The organism is Paenibacillus sp. J14 (genome assembly GCF_000518465.1).
GTDB lineage: Bacteria > Bacillota > Bacilli > Paenibacillales > Paenibacillaceae > Fontibacillus > Fontibacillus barengoltzii.
On the sequence record NZ_KI912442.1, the window covers coordinates 80,023 to 103,769 of the forward strand.

24 protein-coding genes are annotated in these 23,747 nt (G+C 54.2%); 12 read left to right on the forward strand and 12 right to left on the reverse strand.

The window, feature by feature from the left end:
* Positions 1-27 precede the first annotated feature (27 nt).
* Both M891_RS0122525 and M891_RS0122530 read right to left on the reverse strand, forming a co-directional pair.
* Positions 28-615, reverse strand: a complete 588-nt coding sequence (locus tag M891_RS0122525; protein WP_028540360.1) for a class I SAM-dependent methyltransferase — start codon at positions 613-615, stop codon at positions 28-30.
* A gap of 60 nt (positions 616-675) precedes the next feature.
* The gene (locus M891_RS0122530; RefSeq protein WP_232228405.1) at positions 676-2,307 is read right to left on the reverse strand and encodes a bifunctional metallophosphatase/5'-nucleotidase; all 1,632 of its coding nucleotides are present in this window, start codon (positions 2,305-2,307) and stop codon (positions 676-678) included.
* A 183-nt stretch (positions 2,308-2,490) separates the two neighbouring features.
* Here M891_RS0122530 and M891_RS0122535 point away from each other — a divergent pair, with 183 nt between their 5' ends.
* The 4 genes from M891_RS0122535 to phnE (M891_RS0122550) all read left to right on the forward strand — a co-directional run bounded on the left by M891_RS0122535 (position 2,491) and on the right by phnE (M891_RS0122550) (position 6,174).
* Positions 2,491-3,507 (forward strand): phosphate/phosphite/phosphonate ABC transporter substrate-binding protein, encoded by a 1,017-nt coding sequence (locus M891_RS0122535; RefSeq protein WP_028540362.1) that lies wholly within the window; start codon positions 2,491-2,493, stop codon positions 3,505-3,507.
* Positions 3,508-3,617: 110 nt separating this feature from the next.
* Positions 3,618-4,418: a phosphonate ABC transporter ATP-binding protein gene (gene phnC / locus M891_RS0122540; protein WP_028540363.1), complete on the forward strand. Its 801-nt coding sequence runs from the start codon at positions 3,618-3,620 to the stop codon at positions 4,416-4,418.
* Positions 4,418-5,365: a phosphonate ABC transporter, permease protein PhnE gene (phnE, locus tag M891_RS0122545; protein ID WP_084628960.1), complete on the forward strand. Its 948-nt coding sequence runs from the start codon at positions 4,418-4,420 to the stop codon at positions 5,363-5,365. Before phnC ends, phnE (M891_RS0122545) begins: the two co-directional genes overlap by 1 nt.
* The gene (gene phnE, locus M891_RS0122550; RefSeq protein ID WP_016314345.1) at positions 5,362-6,174 is read left to right on the forward strand and encodes a phosphonate ABC transporter, permease protein PhnE; all 813 of its coding nucleotides are present in this window, start codon (positions 5,362-5,364) and stop codon (positions 6,172-6,174) included. Before phnE (M891_RS0122545) ends, phnE (M891_RS0122550) begins: the two co-directional genes overlap by 4 nt.
* A gap of 104 nt (positions 6,175-6,278) precedes the next feature.
* On the opposite strand, the gene M891_RS0122555 is transcribed toward phnE (M891_RS0122550), so the two are convergent.
* Together M891_RS0122555 and M891_RS0122560 are read right to left on the reverse strand one after the other, a co-directional pair.
* Positions 6,279-6,953: a hypothetical protein gene (locus M891_RS0122555; RefSeq protein ID WP_028540365.1), complete on the reverse strand. Its 675-nt coding sequence runs from the start codon at positions 6,951-6,953 to the stop codon at positions 6,279-6,281.
* 183 nt (positions 6,954-7,136) lie between these two features.
* The gene (locus M891_RS0122560; RefSeq protein ID WP_028540366.1) at positions 7,137-7,619 is read right to left on the reverse strand and encodes a glutathione peroxidase; all 483 of its coding nucleotides are present in this window, start codon (positions 7,617-7,619) and stop codon (positions 7,137-7,139) included.
* 250 nt (positions 7,620-7,869) lie between these two features.
* Here M891_RS0122560 and M891_RS0122565 point away from each other — a divergent pair, with 250 nt between their 5' ends.
* From M891_RS0122565 to M891_RS24450, 3 genes are all read left to right on the forward strand, one after another.
* Positions 7,870-8,331, forward strand: a complete 462-nt coding sequence (locus tag M891_RS0122565; RefSeq protein ID WP_028540367.1) for a MarR family winged helix-turn-helix transcriptional regulator — start codon at positions 7,870-7,872, stop codon at positions 8,329-8,331.
* A gap of 61 nt (positions 8,332-8,392) precedes the next feature.
* A complete protein-coding gene (locus M891_RS0122570) occupies positions 8,393-8,575 on the forward strand; it encodes a hypothetical protein (RefSeq protein WP_016314349.1) in 183 nt (60 codons plus the stop codon).
* 250 nt (positions 8,576-8,825) lie between these two features.
* Complete coding sequence (locus M891_RS24450; RefSeq protein WP_051417197.1) at positions 8,826-10,025, forward strand: MFS transporter; 1,200 nt, start codon at positions 8,826-8,828, stop codon at positions 10,023-10,025.
* Between the two features lie 94 nt (positions 10,026-10,119).
* Here M891_RS24450 and M891_RS0122580 read toward each other — a convergent pair whose 3' ends face one another.
* The 5 genes from M891_RS0122580 to M891_RS0122600 are packed head-to-tail and all read right to left on the reverse strand — an operon-like array spanning position 10,120 to position 13,345.
* Complete coding sequence (locus M891_RS0122580) at positions 10,120-10,512, reverse strand: DUF350 domain-containing protein (RefSeq protein ID WP_028540368.1); 393 nt, start codon at positions 10,510-10,512, stop codon at positions 10,120-10,122.
* Entirely contained in the window at positions 10,509-11,150 is a 642-nt protein-coding gene (locus tag M891_RS0122585) for a hypothetical protein (RefSeq protein WP_028540369.1), read from the reverse strand. The genes M891_RS0122580 and M891_RS0122585 overlap by 4 nt, the downstream gene beginning before the upstream one ends.
* Positions 11,151-12,353, reverse strand: coding sequence for a glutathionylspermidine synthase family protein (locus M891_RS0122590; protein WP_028540370.1), 1,203 nt, complete (start codon positions 12,351-12,353; stop codon positions 11,151-11,153).
* Positions 12,350-13,111 carry a hypothetical protein gene (locus M891_RS0122595; protein WP_028540371.1) on the reverse strand — a complete coding sequence of 254 codons (762 nt, stop codon included), beginning with the start codon at positions 13,109-13,111 and terminating at the stop codon, positions 12,350-12,352. The genes M891_RS0122590 and M891_RS0122595 overlap by 4 nt, the downstream gene beginning before the upstream one ends.
* 30 nt (positions 13,112-13,141) lie before the next feature.
* Positions 13,142-13,345: a hypothetical protein gene (locus tag M891_RS0122600; RefSeq protein WP_036701668.1), complete on the reverse strand. Its 204-nt coding sequence runs from the start codon at positions 13,343-13,345 to the stop codon at positions 13,142-13,144.
* Between the two features lie 501 nt (positions 13,346-13,846).
* Between M891_RS0122600 and M891_RS26095 the strand changes: the two genes are divergently transcribed.
* Together M891_RS26095 and M891_RS26100 are read left to right on the forward strand one after the other, a co-directional pair.
* Positions 13,847-14,152, forward strand: a complete 306-nt coding sequence (locus M891_RS26095) for a hypothetical protein (RefSeq protein WP_332258862.1) — start codon at positions 13,847-13,849, stop codon at positions 14,150-14,152.
* A 39-nt stretch (positions 14,153-14,191) separates the two neighbouring features.
* The gene (locus tag M891_RS26100; RefSeq protein ID WP_332258863.1) at positions 14,192-14,530 is read left to right on the forward strand and encodes a hypothetical protein; all 339 of its coding nucleotides are present in this window, start codon (positions 14,192-14,194) and stop codon (positions 14,528-14,530) included.
* 415 nt (positions 14,531-14,945) lie between these two features.
* On the opposite strand, the gene M891_RS0122615 is transcribed toward M891_RS26100, so the two are convergent.
* From M891_RS0122615 to M891_RS0122625, 3 genes are all read right to left on the reverse strand, one after another.
* Positions 14,946-16,364: a hypothetical protein gene (locus tag M891_RS0122615; RefSeq protein ID WP_028540373.1), complete on the reverse strand. Its 1,419-nt coding sequence runs from the start codon at positions 16,362-16,364 to the stop codon at positions 14,946-14,948.
* Positions 16,365-16,475: 111 nt separating this feature from the next.
* Positions 16,476-17,105 carry a copper amine oxidase N-terminal domain-containing protein gene (locus M891_RS24460; protein ID WP_036701619.1) on the reverse strand — a complete coding sequence of 210 codons (630 nt, stop codon included), beginning with the start codon at positions 17,103-17,105 and terminating at the stop codon, positions 16,476-16,478.
* 170 nt (positions 17,106-17,275) lie between these two features.
* The gene (locus M891_RS0122625; protein WP_028540374.1) at positions 17,276-19,114 is read right to left on the reverse strand and encodes a sigma-54 interaction domain-containing protein; all 1,839 of its coding nucleotides are present in this window, start codon (positions 19,112-19,114) and stop codon (positions 17,276-17,278) included.
* A gap of 229 nt (positions 19,115-19,343) precedes the next feature.
* Here M891_RS0122625 and M891_RS0122630 point away from each other — a divergent pair, with 229 nt between their 5' ends.
* The 3 genes from M891_RS0122630 (at position 19,344) to M891_RS0122640 (ending at position 23,745) form a co-directional block, all read left to right on the forward strand.
* The gene (locus M891_RS0122630; protein ID WP_028540375.1) at positions 19,344-20,258 is read left to right on the forward strand and encodes a proline dehydrogenase family protein; all 915 of its coding nucleotides are present in this window, start codon (positions 19,344-19,346) and stop codon (positions 20,256-20,258) included.
* Positions 20,259-20,293: 35 nt separating this feature from the next.
* A complete protein-coding gene (gene pruA / locus M891_RS0122635) occupies positions 20,294-21,862 on the forward strand; it encodes an L-glutamate gamma-semialdehyde dehydrogenase (protein ID WP_028540376.1) in 1,569 nt (522 codons plus the stop codon).
* 614 nt (positions 21,863-22,476) lie between these two features.
* Positions 22,477-23,745, forward strand: a complete 1,269-nt coding sequence (locus M891_RS0122640; RefSeq protein ID WP_051417185.1) for a Glu/Leu/Phe/Val family dehydrogenase — start codon at positions 22,477-22,479, stop codon at positions 23,743-23,745.
* Positions 23,746-23,747 lie beyond the last annotated feature (2 nt).

Consider the following 23,747-nt stretch of genomic DNA (forward strand, 5'->3'; position numbering starts at 1 on the left):
TCCTGCTAGGTTAGTTTGATTTCGCCTCTAGTCTTTCTCGTAGATATAAATTTTAGTCCGGTACAAATCCCGGCAGGTGACGATCTTCCTCGGCTGCCAACCCGGCAGGGCAAAGCATATGCTGATCACCCGCGCACCCGGGAGCAGCTTCTCGCGAAGCAGAGGGTCCAGCCGACGCATGGCTCCAGGATACAAATAACAGATTACCGTACCTGCAGTTTCGTAAGGAAACGCATATAAATCTCCCCGCAAAAATTGCATCTGAGAATGCGCACTCCACCGCAAGCTCAACCGGGAAAATAACCACGGAATCAACGAATTCTCAACTCCGATGATTCGCCAATGCGGATAAGCCTTCGCTAGCGCCAAGGCCAGCGTTCCCCATCCGGCTCCCGCCTCAATGATAGGGTTAACGGTGGCCATTGGAGCCGCTTCTGCAAGGGCAGCGGCTCGCTCCAGCTGCTTCATTTCCGTGATGACCGCCTGCCTCACGGGAGCGGAAGTGGGCATCGGCGAAATGCCATTTCGCCAGCTCCGATAAACGATCGCTACAACCACTAGCAGCAGAAGTAGGAGGAATATAGCGGTCAGGATCGTGTAGACGGAAGCTGGCATAGGGACATCTCCTTCAACGTTTGAGTTCAACTGCTTGCATTGTACCAGAAAACGCCAACTTTAGGACGATCCCTTGACCACTTTCCAATTCCCATCACAAGAGGCGTGAATCGTTCCGTGCCGTTGAATGTACTCCGCCACTAGCTCTGCCATGTCAGTCTGGATCTCGCGAACCACCGGCTTGCCCCGGTACATCTCGTAATCGCCGCCCCCGCCAGCGCGGTAATTGTTCATCACGACGTCAACTTCAGCGTCGTCCTGCAGCGGCGCTCCGTTACGGGTCAGCTTCACGACCCGTTGCCCTACGGGCTGGGCGATATCAAGCTCGTACTCAATCCCCTCCCACATGTCGTAGTTGTAGTGCTGAGCCTTCGGCTGGATATACACCGGATTTACCGTAATTTCACCATCCGTGTCCAAAACGAAATAATTCGCTGTCTGCTCCAGCGCCTTCCGGATATCCTTCCCTGTTAAGCGGAGGACGGTCAGTGTGTTCGGGTACATGAAGTTCGTCAACACATCTCGCAGCGTGATGCTTCCGGCAAACCCTTTGGATGCCTCGCTCAGCAACGCGGCATTGGACACGTCAACTCCAGCAGCCTCCATCTGCACCCGATTCACGAACTCCATAAACGGATGATCCGCCAAGCGACAGGCGAGCGGGTTTTCGATCGTCATATCGCCCTCCACCCGGCCGATCGGCTGGTCAAGCCAAGCCTGTGTAGCCGATTCCAGCGGCCGTATGAGCTCCATCACCTTGGCATCCGCCTCCACGGCGGCATCGGGAACGAGCAGCTCGGCCGTTTTCTCGCGGATGCTCCAATGACCGTCAGTTCCGCGCTTGAAGCGAACGGTGATTTGGCCCAACGCTTGTCCGCCCGTTCCTGGCTGGATCACCGTGACTCCGCCGACCTCGCCCGTGAGCATGCGATGCTGATGGCCCGTGATCAAGACGTCGATGCCCGGCACCCCCAGGCACATGGCATAGCCTTGGTTTTCACCCGTTAACCGTTCCGTCGGTACGCCGGTCGCCAAATCCCGCTCGAACCCGCCGTGATAGCTGACCACCAGCAAATCCGGCTGCTCTATTTCTCGGATGCGGGGAACCCAGGTTTTCACCGTCTCAAGCGCATCCCGAAACGCCCAACCCTCGATATGCCGGGGATGCTCCCAATGCGGGATATAGTGAGTCGTAACACCCAAGATAGCGATCCGTACGCCTTCCGGGGTTGTTTTTACCACATAAGGCTTGCCAAACGCCGGCTCCCCCGACTCCTCAGCCAAAATCCCCGCCGACAGCCACGGAAAGCGGGCATCCTTCATCGCCTTACCCAGAAGTGCTTGCCCGTAATTAAACTCGTGGTTCCCCGGTACTGCGGCGTCATATTCCAATAGATTCATCACCGCGATGGACGGATGAACCCCGTGGGGGTGATTTTTGACGTGATAGGTGCACAGTGGTGTCCCCTGAATCGCATCTCCGTTATCAATCAGCAGCAAGTCGGGTGTATGCGTGCGTTCTCGTCGAATAAGCGTAGCCAGCTTGGCCAGCCCCAGCGAACGTTCCGCCGTCGAACGATAATCTGTTGGATAAATAAAGCCGTGGATGTCGCTGGTGACCAGGATTTTGCAGAGAACTTCCTCCTGTCCCGATGGGATCGCCCCGGTTCCACGTTCCATATGTTGCTCCATCACCTTCACCTCGGATTCCTATTTATTCCCCTCCTCATTCTAGCAACGAAGATCGCAAAGTTTGTAAACTCCTGAAAGAAAAGGAATTTTACATACTTCCGATTTTCCTCTGACGGCGTGTTAATAAATCTCTTTTATAGTAGTCTCGAACCTAAAAAAATGAGAATAGTGGAGGTCATACGCTTGAAGAAGATTAGTAAGTTGGTTTTACCTTTATTATTAACATTCTCCGTGATCCTGAGCGCCTGTGGTAACAACGCTCCGGCGAACACCAGCGGGAATGCATCGGCCGAGTCCAGTCAATCGAATGCCGCATCTTCCGGTGCCGGATCCAACGCATCCGCAAATGCGGCTGACACGTCTGCAGATACCGGCTACGTTCCAGAAACGTTAACCGTCCAATTCGTACCTTCGCAAAACGCCGACACGCTGGAAGCCAAAGCAAAACCGCTGGAGCAGCTGCTGTCCGATCGCCTGGGCATTCCGGTTAAAGTCAGCGTGTCGACTGACTACAATACGATTATTGAAGCGATGGCTTCCAAGCAAGTGGATGTCGGCTTCTTGCCTCCAACCGCTTACGTGCTGGCCAAAGATAAAGGCGCGGCCGAGGTGATTTTACAAGCACAACGTTACGGAGTACAAGATGAGACCGGTGCGCCTACGGATAAACTGGTAGATTTCTACAAGGCGATGATTATCGTCAAAACAGATTCCGACATCCAGTCCGTGGCAGACCTGAAAGGCAAAAAAATCGCCTACCAAAACGTCACATCTTCTGCCGGTTATGTCTGGCCGGCTGCCAAGCTTCAAGAAGCTGGTTTGGATCCGCTGTCTGACGTCGAGCCGATCACGGTAAAAGGTCACGACCAAGGCGTAATCGCAGTCCTGAACGGTGATGTCGATGCCGCCGCGATCTTCCAGGATGCACGGAACACTGTGGTGAAGGATTATCCTACCGTATTCGAAGACACCCGCGTCTTGACGTACACGGAACCGATTCCAAACGACACGATCTCCGTTCGTTCCGATATGAACGCCGAATGGGTGCAGAAGCTAAAGGATGCCTTCATCGAAATCGGCAAAGATCCGGAAGGACATCAAATCATCGCGGATATCTACACGCATGAAGGCTATGTCGAATCCAACGACAGCGTGTTCGACATCGTCCGCGAGTATAACGAGAAAGTGAAGACAGAATAGGCGATGATGCGAAATTTGACGAATCCTCCTTCAAGCCAGTCGGAGCGCGGTGTGCTCCCGGCTGGCTGTGCACTTTTCCTGATTATTTTTTGTGAAAAAGGAGCCTAAACGTGATAGAACTGCGCAATGTTACCAAAACGTATCCGAACGGCACCAAAGGTCTGGATCAAATTAACCTAAAGATTGATCCCGGTGAATTTGTGGCGATCGTGGGCTTGTCCGGTGCGGGCAAATCGACGCTGCTACGGTCCATTAACCGGCTGCACGACATCTCGGAAGGCGACATTCTCATCGACGGCAAATCGATCACGCAAGCCGCTGGCAAATCGCTCCGGATGATTCGCCGCGACATCGGCATGATCTTTCAGAGCTTTAATCTCGTGAAACGCTCCTCCGTACTGCGCAACGTGCTGGCTGGCCGGGTCGGCTACCATTCCACGCTTCGTACGTTGTTTGGCCGTTTTCCGGAGGCCGATGTAGAGTTAGCCTTTCAAGCGCTGGAACGCGTAAACATCGTGGAAAAAGCCTACGCCCGGGCCGACCAGCTCTCCGGCGGGCAGCAGCAGCGGGTGGCCATCGCTCGCGTGTTGGCGCAGGAGGCTAAAATCATCCTCGCCGACGAGCCCGTGGCTTCCCTGGATCCTTTGACGACCAAGCAGGTTATGGATGATTTGAAGCGTATCAACGTCGAGCTGGGCATTACGACGATCGTTAACCTGCATTTTATCGACTTGGCGCGCAGCTATGCGACGCGCATCATCGGGCTCCGTGCCGGGCAAGTCGTCTTCGACGGTCCTGTGGGGGAAGCCACGGACGAGCGGTTTGCCGAAATTTACGGTCGCGCAATCGACCGCGAAGAGCTGTTGGCCAGTCGACTTCCGGGGCCGCAGGTGCTGGAGGCGCAGGCTTGATGAACATGAACCCTCGTCCTAGCTTCGATGCAGATGCTAAGGCTAATACCAATGTCAACGCCGTAACCGACGCCGACGCCAACGTGGGCGCTAACATTAACATCAACAGCAACGCCGATGCTAATTTTAACGCCAATCCAAGCACTAGCCTGTCCGGCCATGCTGGTCTAAAGCAGCATCGCCCTGCAGCCCCCAGCAAGCTGAAGCATTATTTAACCGCCGCGATCATCTTGCTCCTGCTGTGGGGCAGCGCCGTGGATACGGACGCTTCGTGGGGCAAGCTGATCCAGGGCTCGCCAAACATGCTCGATCTGCTGCGGGAGATGTTCCCGCCGAAGTGGAGCTACTTCGACAATATCGTTCCGGCGATGCTGGAGACGATCCGCATGGCGCTGATCGGCACGACGTTTGGCGCAATCCTTGCTGTACCAGTAGCGCTGCTCTGCGCCTCCAATCTCAGCCGCAGCGCCTGGATCTATCAGCCTGTCCGCTTCTTGCTGAACCTGGTGCGGACGATTCCGGACCTGCTGCTGGCGGCCATTTTCGTCGCCATCTTTGGACTCGGCCCGCTGCCCGGCATCATGGCGCTAAGCGTCTTCTCGTTTGGTCTAATCTCCAAACTGACGTACGAAGCGTTGGAGACGATTGACCGCGGGCCGCTGGAAGCGATGACGGCCGTCGGGGCTACGCCCGTGCAACGGATCGCCTTTGGCGTTGTGCCTCAGATTCAGGCCCATTTTATCTCGTACGTGTTGTACACGTTCGAAATTAACGTTCGCGCCGCGGCGGTATTAGGTCTCGTCGGGGCCGGGGGGATCGGCCATTATTACGAAGTGACCTTAGGCTTCCTAGAGTATGACAAGACGTGCATGATTATCTTGTTCACGCTCGTGGTCGTCCTGTTGATCGATTATGTAAGCACCAAATTGCGGGAGAAATGGTTATGACAACAAACACAACGACTTGGCGGCACAAAGTGCCAAAGCCCAAAAAGAACCGTTACCGCTTGCTGATCTATATCTTGCTCCTGCTTCTCTATGTATGGGCTTTTGCCGGGATTCCTTTTGACGGAATAAAGGAAACGGCGGGGCAAATCACGAAGTCGATCCTCTCGGGCTTGTTCTCGCCGGATTGGGATTACGTGTATTTGCCAGACGGGGAGGATTTGCTGCGCGGTTTGCTGGAGACTCTGACTATCTCGATCCTGGGCACGTTCGTTTCTACGCTCGTCTGCCTGCCGTTCGCCTTCTGGGCGGCGGCCAATCGGGGCAAGTCTCGTTTCGTCTCTGGATCCGGCAAAATCCTGCTCAGCTTCGTCCGCACCTTCCCGGAAATCGTGATGGCGTTGCTGTTCATCAAAGCGGTGGGGCCGAACGCTTTTGCCGGAGTACTGGCGCTGGGGCTGCACTCGGTCGGTATGCTTGGCAAGCTGTTCGCCGACGAGATCGAGAACATGGACCACGGTCCCACCGAAGCGCTGATCGCTGCTGGAGCGAACCGCCTGCAAATTCTGTGGTACGCCGTGCTGCCCCAAGTGCTGCCGGGCTTCCTGTCGTACACGCTGTACCGGTTCGAGATCAACCTGCGCTCCGCAACAATCCTCGGCGTCATCGGCGCCGGCGGCATCGGTACCCCGCTGATCTTCGCTCTCAGCTCGCGGGATTGGGACCGCGTGGGCATCATTCTGCTCGGCATCATCGTGATGATCACGCTCGTAGACTGGATGTCCGGTTATCTGCGGAAGAAGCTGGTTTGAGGCCGTACATCTCGGAATCGATTCCCGCCTATATTGACCGGTTTCACGAGTCAAGGCCCAAATGTACACGATTTTTCATGTACGTTCCCCTAAGTCCGCCGCGCTCACACCAAATCCGGGCTCAGCAGCGAACCCACATACTCATATGAAGTGATGCGTCCGGAGCTCCCTTTGGCGATGGCGCGGAATTTCCCTTTTGCCGTGAGAATCCGGCAGTACTTTATGACTGTCATCGGGTGCAGCTCCAACTCCCTCGCCACCTCGGTCGGGCGAATGACCCGATCATGGCGAACCGCGGCACGCATCAGATCCCTCTCAATCTTCGAAAAGGCCCGCAGGGCACCCCCCTCAACCACAGACAAATACGGCGCCAGAATACTCCGCAAGGAGGAGAGGATAAACGAAGGGTTCTCCTTCATTTCGTCCAATGCAATATAGTAGATTAGAAAGCCTTGGGACTGCAAAAACAATCCCCTGTTCAAATCCATCCGATATTTCGTCCGGTCTGTGCCATGTGAACCGTAATCCATAATCTCAAACACGATCCGTACCGTCCCCACCTCCCACATGAAATCAGCATAATAAGACCTCCCCCGCCAATCCTTCACTTCGTATTCGGGATGCAATCCGTCAAAGTGTCCCACCAACGGCCACCAAATGCGCTCGACAAACAACCGATTCCCATAACCATGCCCTCGCCGAAGTGCATCCAGACGCTCCCCCGTTCTTCGTTTCATATGCTCCTGCAGCCAAATCTCATGTTCCGCTTCGAATCCCATAAGAAAGCCCCCTACACATCCTTAGTAAAAAAACAAAAAGCCCCGCTCCTCTCCATTCAGGATAGGAAACGGGGCAGGCTTTGCCTCACGTCAGTTACTTGTATTAATACTAGTGTGACATAGCAGAGAAAGTTACGCAATAGGATCTGAGGCGTTTCCGCACTTCGCGCGACAGTCGTTGCCCTAAACCCCAAGCAGCTTGCGAATCTCCCCTTCAATGCTCGCAGGTTCATCGGTTGGTGCGAAACGCTTGACCACCTTGCCGTCCCGATCCACAAGGAACTTCGTAAAGTTCCATTTAATCGACTTGGAGCCCAGCAATCCCGGAGCTTCCTTGGTCAAGTGCTTGAACAGCGGATGAGCATTCTTTCCATTCACATCGATCTTCGAAAATAACGGGAACGACACGCCAAAATTCAGCTCGCAAGCCTGCGCCACTTCTTCATCCGTCCCGAGCTCCTGGTTGGCGAACTGGCCTGAAGGAAAACCTAATACCGTGAAGCCTTGGTCCTTGTAGGTGTCATGCAGCTTCTGCAGCCCTTTAAATTGCGGAGCAAACCCGCATTTGGTCGCCGTATTCACAATCAGCATGACTTGGCCCCGATAAGGCTCCAGCGTTTGCACTTGGCCTTGAATGGTTTTGACTTCAATATCGAATAATGACATCTATGGCACCTCCGCCAACAAATTAATTAAGTGTTATTTAATTGTATACAATCTATATAATCGTGTCAATTTGTAGGTCTAAACAGAGCGCCCCCCCACAACTTTACCGGCAATCCCGCATCTCCGTCTCCTCAAGTGTTTGTGATTACGTCCCAGTCCCGCTCCAGCCCCTTTACGCCAAAGAACAAGCAATGCTATAATGGCTCAACAGCAATTACATTGCATGCAATTAAATGGCAGGTGAATATAGATGAATACTGATGAAATGTTGAAGCTGGAGAATCAGCTTTGCTTTGCTTTTTATACTTGCTCCCGGGAGATTATGAAGCTATACCGGCCTTTGCTGTCGGAACTAGGCTTAACCTATACGCAATACATTACGTTGCTTGCATTGTGGGAGCGGGACGGGATCACGGTGAAGGAGCTGGGTTCGATGCTGTTCCTTGACTCAGGCACATTAACGCCGCTGCTCAAAAAGCTGGAGCAGATGAACCTGGTTACCCGAACGCGGGACAAAGCCGATGAACGCAACGTCATCATCGCATTAACCGAGGAGGGGAAAGCGCTGAAGAACAAAGCCTGCACCGTCCCGATGCGGCTGTTTGAAGGTACGCATGCCGAGGTGGAGGACATCATTTCCATGCATCAACACATCAACGAGTTTCTTCGCAAAATCGGCGGCGACTCCGATCAACCGGAGCAATCTGAATAAGCCCAACCTTAATCCTCCATAATAGGAAAGAATCACGGAGTAACCAATGGAGGAGATCAGCATGCTGGAAAATCTCGAAAGCGATTATAACTGCGCCAACGCAGGTGAGGACCTGCACCGATTGAAGCAAGAACTCGCCGAGATGCGAGGCTTGGGTCACGCTGACCCGGAAACGCAGGAGAAAATCAACCGGCTCGAAAATCAAATCAGATTTATCATGAACAAATGCGATATTAACCATTAAGAGGGTGAAGCACCCGTTTACGCCGCTGAACAAGCGTGTGGTAGGCGGGTGTTTTTTTGCCCGGGGATAGATTGATGCCCAAAAGTGTGTTACGATTTGCCTGTTCGACCTTTTTTACATTTACGATTGATGGACATCAGGAGGGCTTCCCTTGAAAGCGCAAACACAACTTGATGCGGAGAAGACGACGGCGGCTTCCGTCGACGCCACCCCCCGCGCCGCTTCTTCCAAACGAAATTATGTATTCCAACTGCTAACGGTCTTTATCGGTTTCTTAGTCTTTGGCTTCTCGGAAAATATTAAAGGCCCCGCGATCCCGCGTATTCAAACGGACTTCGGCCTGGACGAGATGCAAATCGGTACGCTCCTGTCGCTCAACTCGTTGGGGTATCTGCTGGCCTGTTCCTTTACGGCCTACTTAACCCGCAAATGGGGCGCAAAAACGGTGACAATGCTTGCCTTTGGTTCCATGGTTGCTTCCGGGGTCTTTATCTTTACATCACGCACCTACCCGGCATTATCAGGCTCCTATTTCCTGATGTACATCGGCAACGGGATGCTGGAAATCGCGCTGGCGATCTTGGCCGCCCGGATTTTTGTCGGCAACACCGGTACGATGATGAACCTGTCTCACTTCTTCTACGGGCTGAGTTCTACGGTAGCACCATTAATCGCCTCGGGGCTGATGACCGTCTCAATTGGCGGGCATACGCTGGATTGGAGAGGCATGTATTTGGTCATGCTGTCCCTCTCGGTCATCCCGATGATCCCTACGCTGCTAAGCCGGTTCCCCGGCGAGGAAGAACAGGGCGGCGAGCGGGTTCCATTCACCCAGCTAATGCGTGATCCCGCAATCTGGTTGATCGTGCTGGTGCTTTCGTTTGGCGTCGTGTCAGAGCTAGCGGTAGGCGGCTGGTTGGTGAACTTTCTGGAAAAAGCCTATCACTGGAACACCACCAGCGCATCCGGGATGCTGTCTGCCTTCTTCCTTTGCTTTACATTCGCACGGCTGGCACTCGGGCCGGTTACCGATAAAATAGGGTTTACGTTCTCCTTGATTTTGTTCTCGGCTTTCTCGGGAATCTGTACTTTGGTTGCCATCGGGGCAGGCCAACCCGGAGCTTTCCTGTTCGCAGCGGCCGGCATCGGCATCGCTCCGATCTATCCGACCGTCATGGCGCTGATCGCCAAGAAGTATCGCTCTTCCAGCGATTCAGCGATTACTTTCATCGTTACGCTGATGGGGGTGGGCAGTGTCATCGGCAACTATCTGATCGGTTGGATCACGGACGGGATCAAAGAGCTCTTCTCCGGCGGCACGGACACAGGACTTGGCCTCTTGCGCGGCCTGCAAGCTGGGTATGCTTTTATCGGCGTGTGCGCCTTGTTATGCGCAGTATGCAGCCTGATCTTATACGGCTATCTACGTAAACGGCAAGAGTTAATGTAACCGACCCTCCACACATACAAAAAAACACCCCCCGCATTCCACCAGGCTCGAATTCATCGGCGGAATACGGGGGTTCTTGTTTATTTGCCCTGCGTTAGATAATGAGGCTGCTCACTGCAAACGCCATCCCGATAAACACCAAGCACAGCAAGGTGCCGACCGCAACATTTCCCTGCTTCAGTTGGTCGGAAATCTTAAATCCCGGGGTAACCAATTCAAAAATCCAATAAGATGCCACGAGACACACATAACCTACAGCAAACCACAGGATCATATGTAAGATAGAGGTGTTCGTGAAGGCGGACACCCCTAAGATGATTGCGGTGCCCAGGAATTTGCCGCCCAGCGCCAGGGCTACGGCGACATTACCTTTCTTCAACTCCTCCATATCGCGGTAAGGGGTCATCCAATTGAAGACCACCATCCCCAGCAACTGCAGCAAAATCATCACGATGACACTAACTACAATATTGATCACGATCGTCAATTCGCCCACCCCCGAAATTTCGCAAACGCCAAATCATAATCGGCAAAATCATGCACTTCCTCCAGCACAACCGGCACCGTCTTCGCTTTCTCCAGCGCAGCATACCGTTCCTCATCGATCGGCTGCTTAATCCGGTTCCCAGTTGGCAGCTCTAGCACGGCGAAGCACCGTATTTTGCCTTGGTATTCCGTTTTGTACACGCCAACTAGGTTGACGTCGGTCGTCACCGACACCTTCAGCTCGGCCAGATCTTTCTCGGCAGACGCCTGATCCGGATAGGATTTCAACGTCGTCCAGGAGGATAGGCGTACTTCGTTTTTCTGGTTCTCGTCCGTGGTCAGCTCGGCGTCCATAAACTGCAGGATCCAAATTTTATCCCCAGTGGCGTAATTGTTATCGTTCGGCAGCAGATCGTTATCGGGTAAAATCGTCATATCACTGCCCACCAGATCGCCAACCGTTGCTTCCACGATTTTATAGTCCCATGGGACGCGGGCGGTCGTTAACTCCGCTTCCGAACCGCTCTCGGTCGAGAAGACGCTGGTCGTATCCCCGCAGGCTCCAAGGAAGCCCACCGACAACACCAGCATCAACGTAATGAGGAAACGCCGCGTCCAAGGCTGCTTCGAACTATGCATCTATTTCACTCCTAACGCGATAAAATGACTGGTATTGCCCGTAATCGGTCCGCCGGCACGCCCCAATAAGCCGCAAGGCGTCCCGTTCAGGACGAACAGGCCGGTCAACAAATGGCGCTCGCCGAAGACGGTATTGATTCGTGCCAGCTCGGCTCTTTTTTGATATACCGTAGGGAACAAGACGCTGCTGTCAAAGCCCTCTTGATCCTCCAGCTCCAGACGGCCCTCTTCATCAAACAAGCGGACCGAACCGCCTTCACGTCCAAACATCGACTTGGATACGAAGCCGCCGGCGAAGACCGGCTTGTTGTAGGTGGGCAGCATGTACTTCGCAATCGCCTGGCGTTCCTCGGTATCAAACAGCAAGCCCAGCTCGTAAAGCCCCCAGACAGCGGCAAGCAAGCCTTTGGATTGCAGCAAAATGCTGTGCGGCCCGTTGAAAATGGTCAGGCGACCGGTTTCGATCGCGTAGCTTAACGCCTCGCCGGCATCGTCCACTGCCATCCATTCCTTCGGGTACAACGCGAAGAGGCGCTCAATGGTACGGCCGTCTTTATTTTTCAGGATGCCTTCGTCAATCCACAGCTCCAGGCAATCTTCATAGTGCAAATCCAGCCCGCTGTGCCGGCCCAGCGCTTCAATCGTTCCGGAATCCTCCAGATGCCAGCCGTAATCCACGCATGCGACGGTATCCGGCCGCTCAATGGCCCAAGCTTCCGCGACCAGGTCCTTCATCCGGGCATTTGACGAATCGTATCCCGCCTGCTCCATCAACCACGGGGTGGCGATCGAAGCTTCCACGTAGCCGGTTGGCGTATCCGCATTGAGCTCCAGCAGCTTGATCGTGCCGTCATTCGCCACGGCAAAATCAAACCGCGCATAGCGGCTAATCAATCCCGGCTCCGGGATCGGCAGCTCATTGAGCATCGTCCACAGAATCGGTGGAATCCCAATCAGCTCATAAAGATCCGGCCGACGATGGACGTAGCGTGCGGCCTTGTCGAGAATGCGCCACAGCGCGGCCGCAGCTTGCTCGAGCTCCGCATAGGTTTCCTTCGGCATCAACACCAGCTGATCGATCCAATACTCCTCTTCCTCGAGATCCGCCCAGGTAAAGCCCAGCTCGGCCAGCTTCTCCACCCGCTCGCTCCGGTTGGGATGCGGCTGGCCCACAACTTCAAAAATATTGTTCTCGTCCGTCATCCGCCAAAGAACCCCTTACCGGTGCCGCTGGATCTCGAACCGGAAATCGAGCTCTTGGATGAGCCGGACGAGGAGCTCGACGACGAGCCCAGCGAGCTGGATTTCCCGCCGATGCCGCCCGCCTTCGAGGAGGTCGACCGCCGGACGATGGAGCCGGTTGACGAGGTCGAAGTCTTCGGACGAACGACGGAGCCGGCCATCTGTTTGTTTTGGAACGTTTCGCTGGAGTACGTTTTCGGCTTGTACGGCGTCGACGTTCCGGCATAATACCCGCGGTGATTGTCATACCAGCGGCTGGATGAATAGCTGGACCCGCTGTTGAACAGCAGGTGATACAGCAGCATATCGTCCCAACCGAATCCCCCGCCGTGATGGTTGATGACGGTGGTTCCTCCGGAGCCGTTCGAGGCGTCTATGCCGTTTGAGCTACCGGTCCCCGCAGCCTCCCCGGATGCTTCTTCTTCCTCCACCGGAACTGGGATGTTCCAGTCTACGTTTTTATCGAAATATTGCTTCACTTCCTCTGTCGACCAAGCCACCAGCTTCGGTTCGTCAGCCGACGTCCCGCTCCCTGTTGCCGTAGCCCCGGCCCCTGGAATCAGGAACGCATTCGCCAACAGCGCAATGCCCAGTGAGGTAGACAAGACGCGGATCGGCTTGCCTTCCGGGGTCAAAAATTTAGATGCCAACGGCTCCTTCGCCGTTGTCTCTGATGCAGCGGTATTTTCCGTTCGTGTGGCTTCCTCTTCTTTGGCCAAGACCTATTCCCTCCTTACGAAAAAAACAGCTTACTCATGCACAACCGGTACGAGCAGCAGCTCCAGCTTCCCCTCGTCGACGTTCAGCCGGCCTTCTACCGTTTCAAACTCCCGGTTGCCCACGACTAGATAGTTGACATGCTCCAACGCAGCGACCATATTCGCGTTCCAGACACGCTCTTCCAGTTCCCGCAGCTCGCCATCCGGTAATTTTTCATACAACTTCACGTTCATGCCGTTCTCCAATGCCCCTCACCCTTTCGTTATACACACTAAATATTGTTACGCGCACATCTCCGCTTCGTTTCATCCTTTATGCAGGGAGAAGGTGGGAAATGAACCGGGAAGTGGATTGGTTATGCTCACGGGTTCGGCGCCAAATGCCTATCAGCAGGCCGCTAAGGCAACCGTTGGAGACCCCGCTGGAAAACCCTTCCGTTAGCTTACGGCCGTTGCTTAAGAAATGCAATGTAAAAATGGATGCGAGGTCAGGTGAGTCCGCCTCCCTGCCCCCCAGCATATGCCCTCAACTAACACTCCCATGCTGGACGGAGCCCTCCGCCAGCACTATACTAAAAGCTAAGACGAAGCACGTCCCGTTTTGCTCAAGTTTGAACCATATTCAGGGGCTGGTACCATGACCTTTGGGTTGATGGCGCTCCTGGCGATTAAGGATCAAACTTCAAGAGCTAATGCGGGGCGTTTTTTATTTTGTTTGGAGGAGGCGATTGGCTGATGAGTTCTATAAGTTTTGAGGAAAATTACACAGCATTTCTCGAGCACCATTTAGCCCGGAGATCCGGGGAACGTCGAGGCCGACTCGAACGTGGACATGCCCATGCGGAGTCATTGTTTCTGAGGAATGTGTGGTGGCCGTTGCGCGGCAACTTGGAAGATCTACATCCGGAGTACGAAGTCACTGATTGGCGGGGGCGCTCGTACTTCGCTGATTTTGCCTGGTTGCCTGGGAACGGAGAGTTGAAGCTGCTGTTTGAGATTAAGGGTTACGCTGCACATGTTCGCGACATGGACCGACAATAGTACTGCCATGAGCTCAACCGCGAAACGTTTTTGCACGCCATGGGCTACCAGGTGATCTCCTTCGCGTACGATGACGTGGAGCAACGTCCAGAGCTCTGCATCAACCTGCTGCGTATGGTGCTCAGCCGATACCATCCGGACCAGGTGCCTGTAACGCGCGGCCTGCTAGCGGAAAAGGAGCTCATCCGACTTGCCGTGCAACTCGCGCGCCCGATTCGCCCGGTGGATGTCGAACGTCATTTCGAGCTAAACCATAAAACGGCGGTCCAAATGCTGCATAAGGTGACAGCTAAAGGGTGGATGAGACCCGTTTATCGTGGAAAGGGGGAACGCATCGTCAAATATGAACTGGTACGCGGAGTGGTGAACTATTTGTGATGGTGGATGCTGTAACTGAACGGTGGGGGTGGTCGGAGTGTGAGGCAGTGAGGGGGGGCGGAGTTTTAATGAGTAATTAGGGAGTCGTACGACGGGACAAAGCTGGTGTTGTGAAGAAGTCAGACGGTCTAACGGTAAATGCTACTGTTAATTTAGGCAGATCACGGGGTTTGGTTACGATTAACGGTAAATCCTACTGTTAATTTGGTCAGAAACTGCGGTTTGGGGCAAATGTGCCGAAATTAACGGTAGGTTTTACATGTAAATTGCGCTAACCGCTCAAACTTGCGAAATTAACGGTAGGTTTTGGAGGTAAATTAGTTCAAGGGATGCATTCGCGGCAAAATCAAAGAAGGAGGCGGCCACACCGCCTCCTTCTTTGCAAGTGCAAGTTTAACCCATTCCCTCCCTGCTGTTACACCAGGAACATCGCCACCACGGTGGTCACGGCAAGGCCGATGAGCACCGGCTTGAGGTTCCGGCGGGCAAGCTCGAACGGACTCACGCCGCAGATGGCGGCGGCCGGAATGAGCGCCCACGGGATCAGCGTACCGCCGCCGACCCAAATGGCGGCGACCTGCCCCAGCGCCGTCAACACGGCCGTGCCGGAGCCGATGGCGGTGCCAAACAGCTGGGCGATCGAGCCGGCCAGCGATATGCCCGAGAAGCCGGAGCCGTCCAGGCCGGTGATCGCTCCGGTCACGGCAAGGGTCACGGCGCCGATGATGCCGTTCAGCGGAACGACGTCGGCCAGCGCTACACCGAGGTCGTTCACGATCCCGTGCGATGTTTCGGGCAGCACCTGCCCGAACAGCTCCTGAAACGCCGCGTCGCCTAGATAGAAGAAGGCGGCGATCGGGATCACGGGGCCAAACACCTTAAAGCCAAAGGTCAACCCTTCGATCAAATACGAGGTGATCTTCTCCAGGCCCCGGTTCCGGTGCGCCAGCAGCGTCACGCCAATCAGGATCAGCACCGCTGTGCCGCCAACCAGAGCCGTCGCATCGCCGCCCTGCAAATTGAGCAGGAACATAGCGACAACGTCGGCGGCGAACAGCAGCGGGATCAGGATGGCCAACCATTTTTGGGCCAGAGGGGTAATGGCTGCGCGATCCTCTTTGCTCGTTGGACGATCCTCGCTAAGCACGCCTCCCGCGTCTTTTCCGGCGATCAGGCCATCGCGCCACGTGCCGTTCCGCTGATCACGGCGCATCAGCCAGAAAGCAGTCACCGTGCTCACCAGCCCCATGACGAGAACCAGCGGCACGCTGGCCGACATGACGCTGGAGACGGGCAAGCCCGCGGCATCCGCCGTCAGCTTTGGCGCTCCCTGAATGATATAGTCGCCGGACAAAGCGATGCCGTGCCCAAACAAGTTCATCGCCACCGCCGCCCCAAGCGCCGGCAGTCCCACGCGGACTGCCACGGGCAACAAAACAGCGCCAATCAGCGCCACCGCAGGTGAGGGCCAGAAGAACATCGAAGTTACCATCATAATAATCCCGATGCCCCAATATGCCATCGTTGGTGTGCGAATAAACCGCGTCAAGGGAGAGACCATCGTTTCGTTGATGCCCGTGCGAATCAGCACCCGACTCATCGCCACGATGATCGAGATGATCATAATCGTCCCCATTAACTCTTTGGTTGCATAAATAAACGAATTAAAAATCCCCGAAACCGAGCCGCTGAGCGTTTGCGTCGCAAGCAACCCCAGCGTAAAAATCCCTGCCACACAAATCATCGTCGTATCACGCCGCTTGATCAACAACGCCATGATGAAGACGATGAACGCTAGATACACATAGTGAATCGCCGACAACTCTATGCCTATCATGGAGTCACGCCCCTCTTCCTGCAAGTGTGCTATATGCTATGCAGGAGCCCAAGCAAGGGTTCGGCCCATGTCGAGGTTCAGAGCAGGCGATTCATGCTACTTTACATTTTACTTTATTGTGATGCTCAGTTTATTCGAATCATCCGATTTCAAGCTCGCCCCAAGCCCTTTAACGAGGCTTTGTAATGGTACATAAGTAACTCCTTTGACGACCACGGGCGCCACATTCATCGTTTCAGCTTCCCCGTTGTAGTACACTTTCTTGCTTCCTATTGTAAATGTGACCGTATTCGAATTTTTACTTACAATAATGACACCACTTTTGGCATCATAACTAAAGGTTGCATCTAGTAAATCTGCAATTTCGCGGAGAGGAACCAGGTTTGTATTTTGATAAATGATTAAACCACTATCGAAACTTGCTTTCTCCCCATTAATGAATACAGTCAGTTTAGATTTCTTATAGGTTGGCTCTGTCGATTTTGGAGCAGAAGAACCTTTGGTTGATGGTTTGGTAGAACTTTTGGAAGATGAAGAAGAGGATTTCTTACTAGAACTAGAAGAAGAGCTTCCCCCATTATGGTAGTGATATTCGCCTTGTTCTAATCCCCATTTGGCGCAATTAGTCCGACACGTGTGACCACCTTTCGCATCCGTTCGACCTGGATGGGCACTAGCCACAGTACTAGACAAGACAAACATCAGTAAAAAAGAACTGAGCAGCAATTTCTTTTTCATTGATCCAATCCCCCATTTAGTATAATATTCCTAGGTAATATTACCATGTACGGAGTATTGAGGGAATGTTTACTAAACGAAGAATACCCTTTTAGGAGGAACATTAGTCACTCAAAGCAACAGGGCCTTTGTGATAAAACACAAAGGCCCCGCCTTTTCCTAAATATGGACTATACTAAATTATAATCCCGAATCTTTTTATAAAGCGTCCCCCGGGAAATGCCCAGCAGCTTGGCGGCATTGCTCTTGTTCCCCGCCGTCCGCTCCAGCGCTTCCTTCATCAGCTCCATTTCCTCTTCGGGGGTGATGCGTGGACGCAGCATTTTGTCCAGCCGATCGGCCTGCTCCACAGAGGACAGCCTTGTTCCCCGCTCGAACTCAGAACCGGCAACGGCTCCGCTTCCAACCGCTATACCCGCCGCGGAATCCGCCGCTGCGAACTCCAGCTGAGCTTGCCGCTGCTGCAACGCCTCCGGCAAGTGCTCCAGCGTGATTTGCTCATTTTCGCTTAAAATTACACACCGCTCAATCACCGCCCGCAGTTCGCTAACGTTTCCCGGCCAGTCGTAATTTGCAAACGCCAGCATCACCTCCGGGGAAACGGTCGGCAACGGCTTCTGATACTGCAACGAATACACGCGCAAATACATTTGCACCAACGGCCCCAGATCCTCCTGACGCTCACGCAGCGGCGGTACCTTCAGCGACACCACATTCAGCGCGTAGAACAAATCCGCCCGAAATTTGCCCTCACGTACGAGCTGACCCAGATCCTGGGTGGTGCCGGCGAAAATGCGCACCGATACCGGCACGGCTTCCGAAGACCCCATTCGCGTGATCGTCCGGTGCTTGATGTAATGAGCTAGCTTCTCCTGTACGTCTAACGGCAAACACTCAATCTCATTCAAAAAAATCGAGCCGCCGTCCGCCGCCTCCAGCCGACCGGCCTGGCCCGACGGCTGTCCCGAGAAAGCGCCGCCTTGATAGCCAAACAGCTCCGCTTCCGCCAGTCCTGCCGGAACGGCCCCGCAACTCAGCGCCAAGAACGGGCCCTCCGACCGCGCGCCGGCGCGATGGATCACTCTGGCCAACTGCTCCTTGCCCGCTCCGGTTTCCCCGATCAAGAGCACAGTGGAGTCGGTTTCGGCCAGTTTTTTGGCCAGCTTAATTACTTTGCCCATGCTCTCCCCGCGTCCGCTGATTAAGGCAAACGGATCCTCATCGCCAATCCGCTGGGTTAACAGACGGGATGTCGCTACGGTCAGTTCATCATTGAGCTTCACGAGGTGCGTGATATCCTGCTCGGTCGCCACGCCGCCGATGATCCCTCCACCCGGCTCAACGATCGGTGATGCATTGATCAGCACATGCGTGCCTTCCCGCGGACGATGGTAGGCCCCGCGCAGCCGCCGGCCCTCATCCAAGATCCCCAGCACGACCAGCGCGTCTGGATCAAAATGTTCCCCGATCGTACGGCCCACGATGTCCGCTTTCGCGATCTCGTACACTTCTTCCGCCACCGTGTTCCAACCGATTACCGTACCGTTCCGGTCCACAACCGTTACCGCATCACTGACCGTCTCCAGCAGGGCGTCAAAATACGCCTCCGCCCGCTGCTGCCGATCCGCTGCTATTTTGAGCAGGTCGATCATCGGTAGATAACCAACAGGCTCCTGTCGATCATTAACCACCAACGCCAGCCGCCCGTTTGGATCTGCGCTGGACCAGCGGGTCGCCAGTTCGCTGACCGGAAGCGCCAGCTCCGACTCTTGGAACACGACCGAAACGATGAACCTCGTCCCGTCAAGCCGCAGTCCTCCCCCGATGCTCCCTTCGCCCCAAGCTTCAAGCCGCTCGGCACCATCCGGCGTCAACAGATACCAAGCCCCGTCGAACTCGACTGCCGCCGCTTGGCCATCCTGTAGTGCCGTAAGCAATGCCCTTATTTTTTCTTCCGGTTTCAACCGGGTCAAATCCTGCCGGAAGGATATCCGTTCATGATTGAACATAGGTACCTCACACGTAATGAAATTTTACTTGTAAATCTAACACGAATACGGGCGAGGTTCAATATTCCATCGCGAAGATTGGGCTTTCATCCAGTATAGATATGTTCAATATTGAACACTTTTGCTTTAATTTAAAATTTTTTTGTTTATTTTTTCAACTTATATTGTTCAAAAATCTAAAATATTGTATATTTTGTGTACAATGAGAAATGGAAAAGGATGGATGCCTATGGAAGCGTTGCTCCGCACCCTGTTTCAATCCTTCGCCAAAAGCCAATCCGTGGGACGAATGGCCCGCCGTTACGGACTGCGTTTTGGTGCCAGCCGGTTTGTCGCCGGAGAAACGATTGATGGTGCAATTGAAGCTGTACGCGCATTAAATGCGACGGGTCGGGTAGCCACCCTCGATCACCTCGGTGAGTTTGTGTCCACAGAAGCCGAAGCTGAACTGTCCATGCGGATGTGCCTCAAGACCCTGGATGCCATCAATGAAGCTGGAGTCGAAGCCAATCTCTCGCTAAAGCTCACTTCACTGGGGCTGGGGATTAGCGACGAACTCTGCATGCGCAATCTGACCACGATCCTGAACCGAGCCCGTCTGTACGGGTTGTTTGTGCGCATCGATATGGAGGATTTTACTTATTGTGAAAAAACGATCTCGATCTACAAGCAACTGCGCGAACAAATCGACAACGTTGGCATCGTCATCCAAGCTTACTTGTATCGCTCCATAGACGACATCGAGAACTTGAAGGCCCTGAAGCCGAACCTTCGCCTTGTGAAGGGAGCCTACAAGGAATCACCGAAGGTCGCATACCCGTCCAAGTCGGACGTCGACGAAAATTTCAAACGCCTCATTTCTACCCACCTGATGAACGGCGGTTATGCCGCCATAGCAACCCATGACTCCCAGATGATCGACTACGCGAAGAAACTAATTCAGGATTTATCCATTCCACCGGATCGTTACGAATTTCAAATGCTATACGGCATTCGCGAAGATTTACAGCTTGCGCTCGTTCGCGAGGGTTACAAGGTTCGCGTGTACGTCCCGTTTGGCAGCGATTGGTTTGGCTACTTTATGCGCCGCCTCGCGGAACGTCCCGCCAACGTATGGTTTGTCTTAAAGAACTTATTTAAGTAATAACCAAAAATCTTATTCATAAAGGAGTACTCCCTATGAGCACAACAGCAAAACTGGAAGCATTCCGTAATGAACCGTTTACCGACTTTCGTCAAGAGCCGGCCCGCCAGGCCATGGAAGCCGCGATTGCCCAAGTAAAGTCAGAGCTGGGGCGAGAGATTCCGCTGCAGATCGGCGGCGAGAAGATTTTTACGGAGGCCAAAATCCGCTCGATCAACCCCGGCAATCTAGATGAAACGATTGGTTATGTCAGCAAAGCCGATCAGGAGCTGGCTGAGAAAGCGATGCAGGCTGCCCTCACGGCGTTTGAATCGTGGAAAAAGGTACCGCCCTACGAACGCGCACAGTATCTGTTGAAGGCCGCCAAACTCATGACTGAACGGAAGCATGAATTCTCTGCTCTGATGGTGCTCGAATCCGGCAAGAACTACGCGGAAGCGGACGCTGATACCGCGGAGGCGATCGACTTCCTGAATTTCTACGCACGGGAAATGATCCGCTTGAGCGAGATCAACGAAACGATGCCGCTGACACCGGTCCCCGGAGAGCAAAACCGGCTGACCTACATCCCGCTTGGCGTAGGCGTCATCATTCCGCCATGGAACTTCCCGCTGGCGATTTGCGTGGGCATGACCTCAGCAGCGATTGTGGCTGGCAACACCGTACTGCTCAAGCCCGCTTCCAACACACCGGTTATCGCCTATAAGTTCGCTGCACTGATGGAGGAGGTTGGCTTGCCGGCCGGAGTGTTGAACTTCATCCCCGGCAGCGGCTCCGAGGTTGGCGATTATCTGACTACCCATCCGAAAACCCGGTTTATCAGCTTCACCGGCTCGAAGGAGGTCGGATTGCGCATCAGCAAGCTGGCAGCCGATACGGCTCCCGGGCAAATCTGGATCAAGCGGGTCGTCGCCGAAATGGGCGGCAAGGACGGCATCGTCGTGGATGAAACGGCAGATCTGGATGCAGCCGCACAGGCCATCGTGACCTCGGCTTTTGGGTTCCAGGGACAGAAATGCTCCGCCGGCTCCCGTGCGTTCATTGTAGCGTCCGTCTACGACGAGGTGGTGGAGAAAGTCGTATCATTGACGAAACAGCTGGAAATTGGCCTCCCCGAGCACAATAAAGCGGTTGGACCGGTGATCGACGAGACTTCTTACCGCAAAATCCTCGATTACATCGAGATCGGGAAGCAAGAGGGGCAGCTTCTCACCGGCGGAGGGAAAGCCGAAGGCAACGGCTACTATATTCAACCTACCGTGTTCGCTGGCGTGGACGGGAAGGCCCGGATTATGCAGGAGGAAATCTTCGGACCGGTACTGGCGATCGGCAAAGCGAAGGATTGGCGCGAAGCGATTGCGTTGTACAACAATACCGAGTTTGGGCTGACGGGGTCGTTCTTTTCCCGGGATGAGGATCGCATCAGCGAAGCGTTAGAAACGATGCACTGCGGCAACCTGTACGTGAACCGCAAATGTACCGGAGCGTTGGTCGGGGCCCATCCTTTTGGCGGCTTTAATATGTCGGGAACCGATTCGAAAGCCGGCGGCTACGACTACCTGCTGCTGTTCACCCAAGCCAAGCTGACTTCCCGGAAGCTGTAGGCGATCGATCGCTTCCAGGATACTTCTTGATCTTGTGCGCTTTGCTCTATTGATCTGTTGCTCTTTTGCTTTACTGCTCTTTTTGCTCGTTTCGTCATTTGCTAGCTTACTCTTTGCTCGTTGTTCGCTAGGACGGCGCACCCTGCTCTAACGCTGATACAGAGCGCTATTGCAGCAAAATTAGCTTCTCACAAATTCTAACGACGCTGAGACACGCTATTTGGATGGAAATCCCCCTTTATGCCCGAATTATGACGCAATAAGCTTCGTGGTAAGCGTTAGAATTGCAGAACAGCAATTTTGGCGGCAATAAGGTTTGTGACAAGCGTTAGAGCTGCGGGAAGCCAGTTGCAGGCGCAACATTAGAGCTACTGAAGCGGCGTTAAAGTTACTTAAGTAACATTAGAGTTTCTAAAACAGCCCTAGAGTTACCGAACTAGCATGAGTGTCTCCAAAGCAACATTAGAGTTACTGAAGTAACATTAGCGTCTCCGAATGCAATACTAGAGCTGTCGAAGCAATGTTAAAGCAGCTGAAGCAACCTAGAGCTTTAACGACGACGAGCTTAGCAGGCTTCAAATCTATCTCCAATACGGACGGAAGAAGGGTAACCCATGATTATGAACGGGAAACGAACACTTTCGGAAAATATGGACGTTTTGACCAGCACCCAACAGGTCATTCGCATGGCGCTCCAGACGATGAACGAGCCGCCGGCGATGTTTGACCTGCTCAAGGAGCCGCTGCGGATGCTGACCGTGCGGATTCCGGTGAAGATGGACGACGGCTCGGTCCAGGTCTTTACCGGTTACCGCGCTCAGCACAATGACGCGGTCGGGCCGACCAAAGGCGGCGTACGATTCCACCCCGACGTGACGGCGGAGGAAGTGAAGGCCTTGTCGATGTGGATGAGCATCAAATGCGGGATCGTGTCGCTGCCCTACGGCGGTGGAAAAGGCGGAATCGCCTGTGACCCGCGGACGATGTCGATGCGGGAGCTGGAAGCCTTAAGCCGCGGATATGTGCGGGCGATCAGCCAGTTGGTCGGGCCGACCAAGGATATCCCCGCGCCTGACGTGTACACCAACTCCCAGGTGATGGCCTGGATGATGGACGAGTACAGCCGAATCCGCGAATTCGATTCGCCGAGCTTCATTACCGGCAAACCGCTGGTGCTCGGCGGCTCCTACGGGCGGGAATCGTCGACGGCCCTCGGCGTCACGATCGTGCTGAAGGAGGCCGCTAAGATGGCCGGCATGGCGGTGGAAGGCGCGCGAGTCATCATCCAAGGCTTTGGCAACGCCGGAAGTTACCTGGCCAAGTTCTTACACGACGCCGGGGCTATCATCGTTGGTATTGCCGATGCGCGCGGCGCGCTGTACGATCCGAACGGGCTTGATATCCTCGAGCTGTTGGATCGGCGGGATTCTTTTGGCGCGGTGACCCATCTCTATTCCAACCGGATCACAAATCAGGAACTGCTGGTGAAGGAATGCGACATCCTCGTGCCGGCTGCGATCGAGAACCAGCTCACCGAGGAAAACGCGCCGCACATCCAGGCCAAGCTGATCGTCGAAGCGGCCAACGGTCCAACGACGTATGCAGCGACAGAAATTTTGTCCAAGCGCGGGGTTCTGATTGTGCCGGATGTCCTAGCGAGTGCGGGCGGCGTGGTCGTATCCTATTTTGAGTGGGTCCAAAATAATCAGGGTTACTACTGGCCGCTGGAGGAAGTGAACGCGAAGCTGGAGCAGCTGTTGGTGGACGCTTTTCACAAGGTCTATCAGACTTCGGTGACACGCCGGGTGAACATGCGTCTTGCCGCGTATATCGTAGGGCTGAAGCGAATGACCGAGGCGGTAAAATGGCGGGGGTGGATTTAAGT